14 protein-coding genes and 1 pseudogene are annotated in these 12,510 nt (G+C 70.1%); 7 read left to right on the forward strand and 8 right to left on the reverse strand.

What is annotated here, in order from left to right:
* Positions 1 to 376 precede the first annotated feature (376 nt).
* Positions 377 to 1,027, reverse strand: a complete 651-nt coding sequence (locus ACIBK3_RS00005; RefSeq protein ID WP_399360164.1) for a DNA-3-methyladenine glycosylase — start codon at positions 1,025 to 1,027, stop codon at positions 377 to 379.
* Positions 1,028 to 1,209: 182 nt separating this feature from the next.
* On the opposite strand from ACIBK3_RS00005, the gene ACIBK3_RS00010 reads away from it, so the two are divergent.
* The 3 genes from ACIBK3_RS00010 to ACIBK3_RS00020 all read left to right on the forward strand — a co-directional run bounded on the left by ACIBK3_RS00010 (position 1,210) and on the right by ACIBK3_RS00020 (position 3,228).
* Positions 1,210 to 1,992, forward strand: coding sequence for a sporulation protein (locus ACIBK3_RS00010; protein WP_399360167.1), 783 nt, complete (start codon positions 1,210 to 1,212; stop codon positions 1,990 to 1,992).
* 43 nt (positions 1,993 to 2,035) lie between these two features.
* Complete coding sequence (locus tag ACIBK3_RS00015; RefSeq protein WP_399360169.1) at positions 2,036 to 2,575, forward strand: YbhB/YbcL family Raf kinase inhibitor-like protein; 540 nt, start codon at positions 2,036 to 2,038, stop codon at positions 2,573 to 2,575.
* A gap of 146 nt (positions 2,576 to 2,721) precedes the next feature.
* Positions 2,722 to 3,228 (forward strand): HNH endonuclease, encoded by a 507-nt coding sequence (locus ACIBK3_RS00020; protein ID WP_399360171.1) that lies wholly within the window; start codon positions 2,722 to 2,724, stop codon positions 3,226 to 3,228.
* Between the two features lie 97 nt (positions 3,229 to 3,325).
* On the opposite strand, the gene ACIBK3_RS00025 is transcribed toward ACIBK3_RS00020, so the two are convergent.
* The 3 genes from ACIBK3_RS00025 to ACIBK3_RS00035 all read right to left on the reverse strand — a co-directional run bounded on the left by ACIBK3_RS00025 (position 3,326) and on the right by ACIBK3_RS00035 (position 5,724).
* Positions 3,326 to 4,270, reverse strand: coding sequence for an SPFH domain-containing protein (locus ACIBK3_RS00025; protein ID WP_399360172.1), 945 nt, complete (start codon positions 4,268 to 4,270; stop codon positions 3,326 to 3,328).
* Between the two features lie 129 nt (positions 4,271 to 4,399).
* Complete coding sequence (locus tag ACIBK3_RS00030) at positions 4,400 to 4,831, reverse strand: NfeD family protein (protein WP_399360174.1); 432 nt, start codon at positions 4,829 to 4,831, stop codon at positions 4,400 to 4,402.
* A gap of 95 nt (positions 4,832 to 4,926) precedes the next feature.
* Positions 4,927 to 5,724 (reverse strand): ABC transporter ATP-binding protein, encoded by a 798-nt coding sequence (locus ACIBK3_RS00035; RefSeq protein ID WP_399360176.1) that lies wholly within the window; start codon positions 5,722 to 5,724, stop codon positions 4,927 to 4,929.
* A 151-nt stretch (positions 5,725 to 5,875) separates the two neighbouring features.
* On the opposite strand from ACIBK3_RS00035, the gene ACIBK3_RS00040 reads away from it, so the two are divergent.
* Positions 5,876 to 6,664, forward strand: coding sequence for a hypothetical protein (locus ACIBK3_RS00040; RefSeq protein WP_399360178.1), 789 nt, complete (start codon positions 5,876 to 5,878; stop codon positions 6,662 to 6,664).
* 9 nt (positions 6,665 to 6,673) lie between these two features.
* Here ACIBK3_RS00040 and ACIBK3_RS00045 read toward each other — a convergent pair.
* From ACIBK3_RS00045 to ACIBK3_RS00060, 4 genes and pseudogenes are all read right to left on the reverse strand, one after another.
* Positions 6,674 to 6,886: pseudogene (locus ACIBK3_RS00045) on the reverse strand (hypothetical protein); the annotation flags it as partial.
* Between the two features lie 235 nt (positions 6,887 to 7,121).
* The gene (gene chpE / locus ACIBK3_RS00050; protein WP_399360180.1) at positions 7,122 to 7,364 is read right to left on the reverse strand and encodes a chaplin ChpE; all 243 of its coding nucleotides are present in this window, start codon (positions 7,362 to 7,364) and stop codon (positions 7,122 to 7,124) included.
* A gap of 168 nt (positions 7,365 to 7,532) precedes the next feature.
* Positions 7,533 to 8,174 (reverse strand): response regulator, encoded by a 642-nt coding sequence (locus ACIBK3_RS00055; RefSeq protein WP_399360182.1) that lies wholly within the window; start codon positions 8,172 to 8,174, stop codon positions 7,533 to 7,535.
* Positions 8,167 to 9,345 carry a GAF domain-containing sensor histidine kinase gene (locus tag ACIBK3_RS00060; protein WP_399360184.1) on the reverse strand — a complete coding sequence of 393 codons (1,179 nt, stop codon included), beginning with the start codon at positions 9,343 to 9,345 and terminating at the stop codon, positions 8,167 to 8,169. The genes ACIBK3_RS00055 and ACIBK3_RS00060 overlap by 8 nt, the downstream gene beginning before the upstream one ends.
* 185 nt (positions 9,346 to 9,530) lie before the next feature.
* Here ACIBK3_RS00060 and ACIBK3_RS00065 point away from each other — a divergent pair, with 185 nt between their 5' ends.
* The 3 genes from ACIBK3_RS00065 (at position 9,531) to ACIBK3_RS00075 (ending at position 12,466) form a co-directional block, all read left to right on the forward strand.
* Positions 9,531 to 10,226 carry an SDR family NAD(P)-dependent oxidoreductase gene (locus tag ACIBK3_RS00065; protein ID WP_399360186.1) on the forward strand — a complete coding sequence of 232 codons (696 nt, stop codon included), beginning with the start codon at positions 9,531 to 9,533 and terminating at the stop codon, positions 10,224 to 10,226.
* Entirely contained in the window at positions 10,223 to 11,341 is a 1,119-nt protein-coding gene (locus ACIBK3_RS00070; protein WP_399360188.1) for an S-adenosylmethionine:tRNA ribosyltransferase-isomerase, read from the forward strand. The genes ACIBK3_RS00065 and ACIBK3_RS00070 overlap by 4 nt, the downstream gene beginning before the upstream one ends.
* Positions 11,342 to 11,638: 297 nt before the next feature.
* Positions 11,639 to 12,466 (forward strand): transglycosylase SLT domain-containing protein, encoded by an 828-nt coding sequence (locus ACIBK3_RS00075; RefSeq protein WP_399360190.1) that lies wholly within the window; start codon positions 11,639 to 11,641, stop codon positions 12,464 to 12,466.
* The last annotated feature ends 44 nt before the right edge of the window (positions 12,467 to 12,510 follow it).

Raw genomic sequence — 12,510 nt, forward strand, 5'->3', positions numbered from 1 at the left:
ACGCTGTTGAGTTCTCAAGGAACGGACGCTTCCTTTGTACTCACCCGAGAGACTCTCTCGCGGCTTTCCTCCGGGCGCTTCCCTTCGGTCTTGCGTTTCCGACTCTATCAGATCATTTTCTTGATCCGATTCCCTGTCGGCGGGATCTGTCGAAGGCCTGGGCTTTCGCTGTCGGCCTTTCGACATTCACTACGTTAGCCGATTCCCGAGCCAACTCATAATCGAGTTCCGCGAGTTCCGAATTCAGACGTGCGGACACGCCGAACTCACCCTCGCTGGAGGGAGTCGTAGGTAGTGGGTTGGCCGCTCCGGCTGCTGGCGATTGCCGTACCCGGTTCAGCGGCTCGGGCTACATTACGCGCCTGCCCTGGGCGAGTCAACTTCGGCGCCGCCTCGGCACGTGGGCCCGATAGGGGCTCACCGTCGGGTCGTTGGCGATCCAGAAGCGCCACGGGTGGACGTCTCCGTCGCCGCCCTCGCCGGCAACGCCGGTGCGTGGACCGTTGCGTACCTGGTCGGAGGCGACCGGGGTGCCGCTGAAGACCTTCAGCGGCGTCTCGCCGGGGGCGCAGGCGTCCGTGCCGTCCAGGGCTCGGTCCACTCCCAGCGCCGTGGCCAAGCGGGCCGGGCCTTTGGCCAGTTCCTTGTCGTTGCGGGCCGAGAGCCGACGGGTGCGGGCCAGTTCGGCGCCCTCGACGATCTCGCCGGCGCGGAGCAGGACCGCGCTCGCCGTGCCTACCGGGCCGCACACCAGGTTCATGCAGAACCACATGCCATAGGTGAAGTAGACGTACACGTGTCCGGGGGGACCGAACATCACGTCATTGCGGGCCGTGCGGCCGCGGAAAGCGTGTGAACCGGGGTCGTTCGGACCGTCGTAGGCCTCGACCTCTGTCAGGCGCAGGGTGATCGGACCGTCCGGGGTGGAGCGGACGAGCAGTCGGCCGAGCAGGTCGGGGGCGACCTGCAGTACGGGGCGGTCGAAGAACTCCCTGGGCAGGGGCGTACGGTCGGGGGTCGCGATCATGCCGTCCGAGGGTAGTGCAGACGGGTGGTCGTAACGGGGTGGTGCGGGGGCGTCCGCCTTGCCAGGGTGAGGACGCGGAACCGGTCGCGACCGGATCGCGTTTCTAAGGATCAAGGTTCCACACGCAGAAGCAGGACGACGGAACAGGCGGCGCTCTGTCGGTCGCCTGGAGAGGGAGAGACATGGCGTTCAAGAAGCTGCTCGCGAGCCTGGGGGCCGGCGGGGCTTCGGTGGAGACGGTGCTGACCGAGGTCAACGTCGTGCCGGGGGGTGTCGTCCAGGGTGAGGTGCGGATTCAGGGCGGGTCCGTCGACCAGCAGATCGAGGGGCTGTCGGTCGGGCTGCAGGCCAAGGTCGAGGTGGAGAGCGGCGACCAGGAGTACCGGCAGGACATCGAGTTCACCAAGCAGCGGCTCGGCGGCGCCTTCGAGCTGAAGTCGCAGGCCGTGCACGTGGTGCCGTTCGGTCTTGAGATCCCGTGGGAGACGCCGATCACAACGATCGACGGGCACCCGCTGCCGGGGATGCACATCGGGGTGTCCACGGAGCTTGAGATCGCGCGTGCGGTGGACTCCAGTGACCTGGACCCGGTCAACGTGCACCCGCTGCCCGCGCAGAAGGCGATCCTGGACGCCTTCATCCAGCTGGGCTTCCGGTTCAAGAACGCGGACATGGAGCGCGGCCTCATCCGGGGTACCCGGCAGAAGCTGCCCTTCTACCAGGAGATCGAGTTCCTGCCGCCGCAGCAGTATCGCGGGCTGAACCAGGTCGAGCTGAGCTTCATCGCCGACGGCAGCGCGATGGACGTCGTCCTGGAGATGGACAAGAAGCCGGGTCTGTTCAGCGAGGGCAGTGACACCTTCCGCTCGTTCCAGGTGGGTCTGCACGACTACCAGAGCACCGACTGGGCGGCGTACCTCAACCAGTGGCTGTCCGAGGTCGGCAGCAGGCGCAACTGGTTCTAGGCTCGGAACTGCTGATTCCAGTCATCGATCAGGAGGTACCGAGGTGACCGAGCTCAAGAGGCGGCCGCTCCCCCACGACTTCCATCCGCCCGTGCCGTCGTTCACGGTCGCGAGCGAGGACGTCACTCAGGGCGCGGCGCTCAAGGACGCTCAGGTCCACGCGGCCGGCAACACCTCGCCGCAGCTGCGGTGGGAGGGCTTTCCGCCCGAGACCAAGAGCTTCGCCGTGACCTGCTACGACCCGGACGCCCCGACGGGCAGCGGGTTCTGGCACTGGGTCGTGTTCGACATCCCGGCCTCGGTGACCGAGCTGCCGGCGGGCGCGGGCAGCGGCAAGTTCGAGGGGCTGCCGGAGGGTGCCGTCCAGGCGCGCAACGACTACGGGACGAAGGACTTCGGTGGTGCCGCGCCGCCGCCCGGGGACGGACCGCACCGGTATGTGTTCACGGTGTACGCCGTGGACCAGGAGAAGCTGGGTCCGGACGCGGATGCCACGCCCGCCGTCGTGGGCTTCAACCTGCGGTTCCACACGATCGCGCGTGCGCAGTTGATCGGTGAGTACGAGGTGCCCGCCGAAGGCTGAGGTTCATGGAACGTTTGCTCGCCCCTGGTCTTGGAAGTGATCAGGGGCGGGCACTTTTTATTTCGTTGTCCATCTCGGCGTGCCCGGCCAGAGTTGATCCCAGTCCGCCGAGGGGTGGGCGGGTGCACACGGGAGGTGGGCTGGTCGTGCGGGACACGTTGGTGCTGAACGCGAGCTTCGAGCCGCTGTCGACGGTGACGTTGAACCGAGCCGTCGTTCTGGTGCTTCAGGACAAGGCCGTCGTCGAGCAGGCCCACCCCGAACTGCGTATGCGGGGAGCCGAGGTCGACATACCCGCGCCCCGGGTGATCAGGCTGTGCAGGTATGTGAGGGTGCCCTTCCGAAGACAAGCCCCGTGGTCGAGGCGGGGTGTGCTGGTGCGGGACCGGCACAGGTGCGCGTACTGCGGCCGGCGGGCGACGACCGTGGACCACGTGGTGCCGCGGTCGCACGGTGGTCAGGACACCTGGCTGAACACGGTGGCCTCGTGCGCGGAGGACAACCACCGCAAGGCGAACCGGACTCCGGAGCAGGCGGGGATGCCGTTGCTGCGGGAGCCGTTCGAGCCGACGCCGGCGGACGCGATGCTGTTGTCGCTCGGGCGTGAGGACCTGGGGGCTCTGCCGGACTGGCTGGCACGAGACGCGGCGTAGGGCTGCGGTTGTTCGGTGGCTGCGAGTGGTTGGTGGCCGGCTGCGCGGTTCCCCGCGCCCCTGAGGGGGTGCGGGGAACGCTCGTCTCCGGCAGGCGTCAGTCGATCGACGGCTTCTCGCGGCGTTCCGCCCCGCCGCTGTTGCCGCCGCCGCCCGAACCGCCGCCCATGCCGCCGAAGTTGCCCATGGCGCCGGACAGGCCCTTGAGGGCGTCGCCGATTTCGCTGGGGACGATCCAGAGCTTGTTGGCGTCTCCCTCCGCGATCTTCGGGAGCATCTGGAGGTACTGGTAGGAGAGGAGCTTCTGGTCCGGGTCGCCGGCGTGGATGGCCTCGAAGACCGTACGGACGGCCTGGGCTTCGCCCTCTGCTCGCAGGGCGGCGGCCTTGGCCTCACCCTCGGCGCGCAGGATCTGGGACTGCTTCTCACCCTCGGCGGTGAGGATGGCGGCCTGGCGCGTGCCTTCGGCGGTGAGGATCGCGGCGCGCTTGTCACGGTCGGCGCGCATCTGCTTCTCCATCGAGTCCTGGATGGAGGTCGGCGGCTCGATCGCCTTGAGTTCGACGCGGTTTACCCGGATGCCCCACTTGCCGGTGGCCTCGTCGAGGACGCCGCGCAGGGCCGCGTTGATCTCCTCGCGGGAGGTCAGGGTCCGCTCCAGGTCCATGCCGCCGATGATGTTGCGGAGCGTGGTGACGGTGAGCTGCTCGATCGCCTGGATGTAGCTGGCCACTTCGTAGGTCGCGGCCCGGGCGTCGGTCACCTGGTAGTAGATGACGGTGTCGATGTTGACGACCAGGTTGTCCTGGGTGATCACCGGCTGGGGCGGGAACGGCACGACCTGTTCGCGAAGGTCGATGCGGTTGCGGATGGTGTCGATGAACGGGACGACGATGTTCAGTCCCGCGTTGAGGGTCCGCGTGTAGCGGCCGAAACGCTCGACGATCGCGGCGCTCGCCTGCGGGATGACCTGGATCGTCTTGATCAGGGCGATGAAGACCAACACCACCAGGATGATCAAGACGATGATGACCGGTTCCATCGTGCTCCCCGTACCCTTCTCCGCCTCGGCGCTTTCGGAAGATCTTATGGTTGTTGAAGATCTTGCTGGTCGAGTGTGACAGACCGCCGCGAACCTCGTGGCCGTTCCGTCCAGTTACGTCGTACGAGGTCACATCACGATCGCGGTGGCGCCCTCGATCTCCACGACGTCCACTTCCTGGCCCACGTCGTAGGCGCGACCGGTGTCGAGGGAGCGGGCCGACCAGACTTCGCCGGCGAGCTTGATCCGGCCGCCCGAGCCGTCGACGCGTTCCAGGACGACGGCTTGTCTGCCCTTCAACGCGTCCACGCCGGTGACGAGTTGGGGGCGCTGTGTGCGGTGCCGCGTGGCGATGGGCCGTACGACGGCGATGAGGGCGACCGAGACGATCACGAAGGTGAGCACCTGGACGACCGCGCCCCCGCCCACTGAGGCCGCGATCGCGGCGGCCACGGCGCCCACCGCGAACATGCCGAATTCCGGCATCGCGGTCACCACGAGCGGGATTCCGAGCGCTGCCGCGCCGACGAGCCACCACACCCATGCGTCGATGTCGTTCACACGGTCATGGTAGGGCTGCGAGTCGTGCCGCCGACAGGGCGCCGGGGGCCCGGAAACAGCTTCTTACCGGGGTCTTCACAGGACAGGAGGGGGTTTCAGGACAACGGGAGGCCCTGCGCGGTCCAGCGCTCTCCGACCTGTTCGACGACGAGCGGGAGTCCGAAGCAGAGGGAGAGGTTGCGGGAGGTGAGTTCGAGCTCCAGGGGGCCGGCGGCGAGGACCCTGCCCTGGCGGATCATCAGCACATGCGTGAAGCCGGGGGCGATCTCCTCGACGTGGTGGGTGACCATCAGCATCGAGGGGGCGATCGGGTCGCGGGCGAGGCGGCCGAGCCGTCGTACGAGATCCTCCCGGCCGCCGAGGTCGAGGCCGGCCGCGGGCTCGTCGAGGAGCAGCAGTTCGGGGTCGGTCATCAGGGCGCGGGCGATGAGGGTGCGCTTGCGCTCGCCCTCGGAGAGGGTGCCGAACTTGCGGTCCAGGTAGTCGCTCATGCCGAGGCGGTCGAGGAAGGCGCGGGCGCGCTGTTCGTCGATCTCCTCGTACTCCTCCTGCCAGCCGGCGGTCATGCCGTAGGCGGCCGTGAGCACGGTCTGCAGGACGGTCTGGCGCTTGGGCAGTTTGTCGGCCATGGCGATGCCGGCCATGCCGATGCGCGGGCGCAGTTCGAAGACGTCGGTACCAGGGGTGCCGAGGGTCTCGCCGAGGATGGTGGCGGTGCCCTTGCTGGGGTAGAGGTAGCTGGACGCGACGTTCAGGAGGGTGGTCTTGCCGGCGCCGTTCGGGCCGAGGATGACCCAGCGCTCGCCCTCCTTGACCGACCAGGAGACCTGGTCCACCAGAGCCCGGCCCTCGCGGACCACGGATACGTCCTGAAGCTCCAGAACATCGCTCATGAGCGCGTTGTCTCCCCTTGCTGTGTGGCCGGTCTCGGCTGTCGCGTAAGCCTGTGGCTCGGTCCGCCGCGCCGGTGGGCGCAGCCCTCCACGAAATCTACGCCACGGGTGGCCCCGGACATTCCATCGGTCCGGTCCTTAGGGTGGGGGGATGCTCACGGAACCACGCTCTGGACGCCTTGCCTCTTGGGGAAATGCCCTGTTGGCCGGATTTGTCTCGCCGGACGACGCCGTGCTCTCGATCGTCGGGGAGGACGCCGTGCACCGGGTGGAGGGGCTGCCGGGTGAGTCGGCGCCCGTCGGTCTGACGCTCGCGCTGGGGCGGCTGCGGTCGCTCGGCGTCACGGGCCTGCGGGTCGCGCTGCCCGCGCCCGGGCATCCGCTGGGGCTGAGCGGGCCGCCGGAGTTCAACGCCCGGGCGTTGGACGCGGAGGAGGCGGTGGTCTGTCACGGGGCCGCGCTCGGGCTGGTGCCGGAGGTGTACGAGGCCGGTCCCGAAGGTGATGTACATGTCGAGGTGGTGTGGCATGTGCTGCCGGTGCGGGAGGCGCCGCCTGCCGATGTGCCGTCGCTCGGGGAGGCCGAGCGGGAGCTGGCCCAGGCGCTGCGGGAGGCGACCGAGGTGCTGACGCGGCTTGATGTGGCCGGGTCTGGGCCGGTGGCCGAGGCTGCCGTCGAGGCGTATCGGGCGCGGGCCGAGCGGGGGCGGGAGGTGCTGGCGCCGGGGTATCCGCCGCGGGCGGTACGGGTGCTGGAGTTGGCGCAGCGGGTCGGGTTGCTGGTGTCGCTGGCGTACGAGAACGGGCACGGGGGTGCGGTCAGTTCCGCGGAGATGGGGGCGCGTTCCGAGGCTCTGCGGCCGGTGGAGCGGACGGCTCGGCGGGCGCAGGTCGCGGCTTACAACGCGTATGTGGAGGAGCGGGAGCGCGGGGTGCGGTGAGCGGCTGCTTCACAAGCGGGTGGTGCCGCGCGAAAGGGCCCCGCGAGTCGCCTTTGACTCGCGGGGCCCTTCGTCGGCCGGGGCCGTTGTCAGTCGTTGTCGCGTTGTCGCGCTTGTTGCCGAGGGCGGGGTCGAACAGGGCGATGACGTCGACGGTGCCGCCGAAGACGTCACCGGGACGTGGGTCGGGATCCCTACGACGTCGCCCGAGGCCACGCCCGGCGACGTGACGTGGGCGTCGGCACCCGCGTCGGCGACGGCGGCCGAGCGCCCTCGGTGATTCCGGGCTGTGCGCGTCCGACCCGGCCGCGGGTCGTGCGCTGATCAACGCGGAAGCGATCCGGGACGGCACGGGAAGCCGGGTACCGCTGTCCGTGCGACCAGTCGGACGACAACTGGACCGGCCTCCCGGACGGGCCCGGGAGGCCGGAGGTCACTGGCCGCTCGGCGACCGGTGTCAGCGGTTGATGCCGAGGTTGCCGAAGGCGGGGTTCAGCACGCCGATGACGTTCACGCTGTTGCCGACCGCGTTCACCGGGACGTGCACCGGGGCCTGGACGAGGTTGCCCGAGGCGGCGCCCGGCGAGCCGACGGCCTTGCCGTCGGCGTGCGCGTCGGTGGCGGAAGCCATTCCGGCGCCGGCGGCGACCAGCGCGCCGGCCACCATCGTCACGGCCGCTGCCTTCTTCAGGTTCTTCACTTCTGAGCCCTCCCTAGCGATTGCCGCGGCAGTCGCCGCAGCACGCACTGGAGAACGGCGGAGATCCGTGAAGGATGCGCCATCCGGGGGACATTCCCACGACGGTATGAATCTCAGACCGGAGGGGAACGCTCCGTATTGCCGTCCCGTGCGTGCGCCGGGCGCGTTTCAGCCGGTCACGCCATGGCGTACGGCCCACAGGGCGGCCTGGGTGCGGTCTGCCAGGTCGAGTTTCATCAGGATGTTCGAGACGTGCGTCTTGACCGTCTTCTCGGACAGCACCAGGGCGCGGGCGATCTCGCGGTTGGAGCGGCCGTCCGCTATGAGACCGAGGACCTCCCGCTCCCGCTCGGTGAGCGAACCGCCTCTGCCTTGCCCCGAGTTGTTGTCGTCCTGGGACAACAGGGCGCTGGCGACCTCGGGTTGGAGAAGGATGTGGCCCGCGTGCACGGAGCGGATGGCACCGGCGAGGGCGTCGGGGTCGATGTCCTTGTACACGTAGCCGGCGGCGCCCGCGCGCAGGGCCGGGACGACCGTGCGCTGCTCGGTGAAGCTGGTGACGATGAGCACGCGCGCGGGGTTGTTCAGTTCGCGGAGCTTGCGCAGGGCGTCGACGCCGTCCATACCCGGCATCTTGACGTCCATGAGCACGACGTCGGGCTTGAGTTCCTCGGCCCGGGCGACGCCCTCGGTGCCGTCGGCCGCCTCGCCCACGACCTCGATGTCGTCCTGGACTTCGAGGAACGTGCGCAGGCCCCGGCGGACCACCTGGTGGTCGTCGACCAGCAACACCTTGATCGGTTCAGCCACCGGGGACCTCCATCTCGATCGTGGTGCCCTTGCCGGGCGCCGATTCCACGGCCAGTGTGCCGCCGACGCCGCTCGCGCGGTCCCGCATGGAGACCAGGCCGAGGTGGCGCCCCGCGCGGCGTATCCCCTTCGGGTCGAAGCCCCTGCCGTCGTCCGTCACTCGCAGGACCGCTCCGCCGCCGCGCCGGTCCAGGGTCACGTCGACGTGTGCGGCGCCCGAGTGCCGCAGGGCGTTGTGCAGCGCCTCCTGGGCGACGCGGAGCACGGCTTCCTCCTGGGTGGCGGGCAGGGCGCGGACGCCGTGGCTCGTGAAGGTCACGCGCGCCGTGTGGGCGCGGTCGAGGACCTGGATCTGGGTGCGGAGGGTGGCGACCAGACCGTCCTCGTCGAGCGCGGCCGGGCGCAACTCGACGACCGCGGCGCGCAGTTCGTCGGCGGCCTCGGCGGCGAGCGCGGCCACCTGCTGGAGTTCGCCCTTGGCGCGGGACGGGTCGCGGTCGACCAGGGCGGCGGCGGCCTGGGCGGTCAGGCGCAGGGAGAACAGCTTCTGGCTGACCGCGTCGTGCAGTTCGTGGGCGAGGCGGGAGCGCTCCTCGGCGATGGTGAGCTCGCGGCTGCGTTCGTAGAGGCGGGCGTTGGTGAGGGCGATCGCGGCGTGCTGGGCGAGGATGGCCAGGAGTTCCTCGTCCTCCTCGGTGAAGCCGCACCTGCCCTCTTCCGGGGAGCTCGGGTGGCGTGGGGGCGTGCGCCCCGCGGGGCGCAGTTTGTTCGCGAGGAAGAGGGCGCCGATGACCTCGTCGCCGTCGCGGATGGGCAGTCCCAGGAAGTCGACCATGTCGGGGTGGGCGGAGGGCCAGCCCTCGAAGCGGGGGTCCCTGCGGACATCGGCGAGGCGCTCGGGCCGGGCCTCGTGCAGCATCGCGGCGAGGATGCCGTGCTGGCGCGGGAGCGGGCCGATGGCCTTCCACTGCGCGTCGCTGACGCCGTCGACCACGAACTGCGCGAAGCCGCCGTGGTCGTCGGGGACGCCGAGGGCGGCGTACTGCGCGTCGAGCAGCTCACGGGCGGAGGCGACGATCGTCTTGAGGACGTCGCGCACCTCCAGGTGTCTGCTCATGGCCAGCAGCGCGGAGCTCACCGCGGCGAGGCCTGACCGGGGGCCTTGACTCATGCCCTCACGGTACCGGCGGGGTGTGACAGTCCGTATCGGACCTGTGGCGGCCGCCGCCTGGGCCGGAAGACCTAGGGCGAAGGGCCTCGCCGGTTGCGGCCCCCGTCGGAGGCGGGGCGGGCGGCCCGGTTCCTACGTTGGGGGCACGCCGATCAGGAGGCGTCGAGGACGAGGGGACGTGTGTCATGCCGGTAGCGATCATCACGGGGGCTTCGAAGGGGCTGGGGCGGGCGCTGTCAGAGGCCCTGGCCGCCCGCGGCTGGGACCTGGTGCTGGACGCGCGGGGTTCTGGGGCCCTCACGGAGGCGGCCGAGGCCGTGTCGGCCCACGGGACACGGGTCACTGCCCTGCCCGGGGACGTCACGGACGCCGGACACCGCTCCGAGCTGGTGGCGGCGGCGTGGCAGCTCGGCGGGGTCGATCTGCTGGTGAACAACGCGAGCGCGCTGGGCGCCGAGCCACTGGTCCGGCTGGCGGGGCTCCCCCTGGAGGGACTGCGGCGAGCCCTTGAGGTGAACGTGGTCGCCGCGCTCGGCCTGGTCCAGGAGGCGCTGCCCCTGCTGCGGGCGTCCGAGGCGGGCGCGGTGATCGCGGTCAGCTCGGACGCGGCCGCCGAGGCGTACGAGACGTGGGGCGGTTACGGGGCGTCGAAGGCGGCCCTGGACCACCTGTCGGCGGTGCTCGGCGAGGAGGAGCCCGGTCTGCGGGTCTGGGCGGTCGACCCCGGGGACATGGCGACCGACCTGTACGCGGCGGCCGTACCGGACGACGAGGATCCACGGCCGGAGCCGGCGAGTGTGGTCCCGGCGTTTCTGCGGCTGCTGGACGAGCGTCCGGCGAGCGGGCGCTACGGGGCCCCGGCCCTGCTGGAGTCCCGATGACGCCGGCGACGGGGGTCCCCCCGCTGCGGCCCGTCCGCGAGTGGGGGAAGGTGCCGGCGGAGCTGTCGGCGCGGGTGCCGGCCGAGCAGCGTGGTCCCGGGCGCGACCGGGATGCCGTACGGCTGCTCGTGTCGCGGGGCACGGCGGTGTCGCACCACGCGTTCGTGGAGCTGCCGCGGCTGCTGCGGGCCGGGGACCTGCTCGTCGTGAACACCTCGCCCACGCTGGCCGCCGCAGTCGACGGGCGGATGGGGCACGCGCGCGTGGTGGTGCACTTCTCCACGCGCGGGGACGACGGGCGGTGGGCGGTCGAGCTGCGGGATCCGGACGGACGTGGCACTACGCGCGCGCGTGCCGGAGGGCCCGCGGGGACGGAGGTGCGGCTGCCGGCGGGTGTGCGGCTGGTGCTGGAGGAGCCGGTGGGCGCGGGCAGCGAGCGGTTGTGGTGGGCCCGGGACCACGGAGCGGGCGTTCCGGGGCTGCTGCGGGAGCACGGGCGGCCCATCCGCTACTCCTACACGGAGCGGGACCAGCCGCTGTCCGTGTACCAGACGGTGTTCGCGCTGCCGTCGCCGGACGGATCGGGCAGTGCGGAGATGCCGAGTGCGGCGCGGCCGTTCACCGCGCGGCTGGTGGCGGAGCTGGTGAGCCGGGGTGTGCAGTTCGCGCCGATCACGCTGCACACCGGGGTGGCCTCGGCGGAGGCGCACGAGCCGCCGTATCCGGAGCGGTTCTCGGTGCCGGAGGCGTCGGCGCGGTTGATCAACGCGGTCCGGGCAGGAGACGGGCGGGTCGTGGCGGTCGGTACGACGGCGGTACGGGCCGTGGAGTCGGCCACCGGGCCGGACGGCGTCGTACGCGCGCGTGCCGGGTGGACCGATCTGGTGGTCGACCCGGAGCGCGGGGTGCGTGCCGTGGACGGGCTGCTGACCGGGCTGCACGAGCCGGAGGCCTCGCATCTGCTGATGCTGGAGGCGGTCGCGGGGCGGGCGGCCATCGACCGGAGCTACGAGGAGGCGCTGCGCGGGCGCTATCTGTGGCACGAGTTCGGGGACGTGCACCTCATCCTGCCCGAAAAGCCTCACACAGAGCATTGCGTCAGCAACTGTTGGTGAGGCCGATGTCAGCCTGATGTGACGCCGCACATAGGGCGCAGATCACGTACTAGGGACAATAGGAGACAAAGCCTCCACGCGTGAACGGGATGGACGTCTCGGTCTGTCCCGTTTTGCCCTTCCCTGATCCACTACCCGGCTTCGTACGTCACACCTTTGCCTGGTGTTTTTGCTGCCGCTAAGAATGGCTGCCGTCGCTCAGCGCCGTGGGTTCTGCCCGCGGCGTTTGTGCCGGAAGCACGTGTCCCCACCGGACGAAGAGCGACCTCCGCGCTATTCGACGAGGTCCATTTCGCCATGCTCAAGAACGTCAAGAACCGAAGTCGCGCCCTGACCCGTACGCACAAGATCGCGATCAGCGGTGTCGCCGCCCTCGGCGCCGCCACCATCGCCTTCACCGCGGTCCCGGGCAGCCAGACGACCACGTCCGAGGCGGCCGCCGCCCCCGCACGGGTGGCCTACAGCTCCGAGCAGCTCACAAGCCTGCACTCGGACGTCACCGAGCAGCTCGCCGGTACCAGCCTGCAGGGCAAGGCGATCGAGGCGCAGCAGAAGGCCAAGTCGGAGGCGGAGGCAAAGGCGGAAGCCAAGGCAAAGGCGGAAGCCAAGGCAAAGGCAGAAGCCAAGGCAAAGGCAGAAGCCAAGGCCAAGGCAGAAGCCAAGGCCAAGGCAGAAGCCGCCGCGAAGAAGAAGGCCGCCGCCCGGGCCGCCGCCAAGAAGAAGGCCGAGCGGGCGCACAAGGCGAAGAAGGCCGCGAGCCGGGCCGCCAAGCGCGCGCACATCAAGCCCGCCGCGAAGAGCTACGGCAACAACCTCAACGGCTGGATCAGGGAAAGCCTGGACATCATGAAGGCCAAGGGCATCCCGGGTTCGTACAACGGTCTGTACCGCAACATCATCCGGGAGTCCTCCGGCAACCCGAACGCGATCAACAACTGGGACATCAACGCCATCAACGGCATCCCGTCGAAGGGACTGCTCCAGGTCATCCCGCCGACCTTCAAGGCGTACCACGTCCCGGGCACGTCCTGGAACATCTACGACCCGGTCGCCAACATCACCGCAGCCTGCAACTACGCGGCCGACAGGTACGGCTCGATGGACAACGTCAACAGCGCGTACTGAGGCCGCGCGGACCTCTTCACGCCGAAGGGCGGCGCCCCCACCGG

This window comes from Streptomyces sp. NPDC050287, assembly GCF_044459385.1.
Taxonomy (GTDB): domain Bacteria; phylum Actinomycetota; class Actinomycetes; order Streptomycetales; family Streptomycetaceae; genus Streptomyces.

Excerpts from the sequence above, each read along its gene's own strand:
- ACIBK3_RS00070 (WP_399360188.1), top strand. The coding sequence starts at position 10,223 with ATGACGCCGGCGACGGGGGTCCCCCCGCTGCGGCCCGTCCGCGAGTGG.
- ACIBK3_RS00025 (WP_399360172.1), bottom strand. The coding sequence starts at position 4,270 with ATGGAACCGGTCATCATCGTCTTGATCATCCTGGTGGTGTTGGTCTTC.
- ACIBK3_RS00075 (WP_399360190.1), top strand. The coding sequence starts at position 11,639 with ATGCTCAAGAACGTCAAGAACCGAAGTCGCGCCCTGACCCGTACGCAC.
- ACIBK3_RS00065 (WP_399360186.1), top strand. The coding sequence starts at position 9,531 with ATGCCGGTAGCGATCATCACGGGGGCTTCGAAGGGGCTGGGGCGGGCG.
- ACIBK3_RS00040 (WP_399360178.1), top strand. The coding sequence starts at position 5,876 with ATGCTCACGGAACCACGCTCTGGACGCCTTGCCTCTTGGGGAAATGCC.
- ACIBK3_RS00035 (WP_399360176.1), bottom strand. The coding sequence starts at position 5,724 with ATGAGCGATGTTCTGGAGCTTCAGGACGTATCCGTGGTCCGCGAGGGC.
- ACIBK3_RS00010 (WP_399360167.1), top strand. The coding sequence starts at position 1,210 with ATGGCGTTCAAGAAGCTGCTCGCGAGCCTGGGGGCCGGCGGGGCTTCG.
- ACIBK3_RS00060 (WP_399360184.1), bottom strand. The coding sequence starts at position 9,345 with ATGAGTCAAGGCCCCCGGTCAGGCCTCGCCGCGGTGAGCTCCGCGCTG.
- ACIBK3_RS00005 (WP_399360164.1), bottom strand. The coding sequence starts at position 1,027 with ATGATCGCGACCCCCGACCGTACGCCCCTGCCCAGGGAGTTCTTCGAC.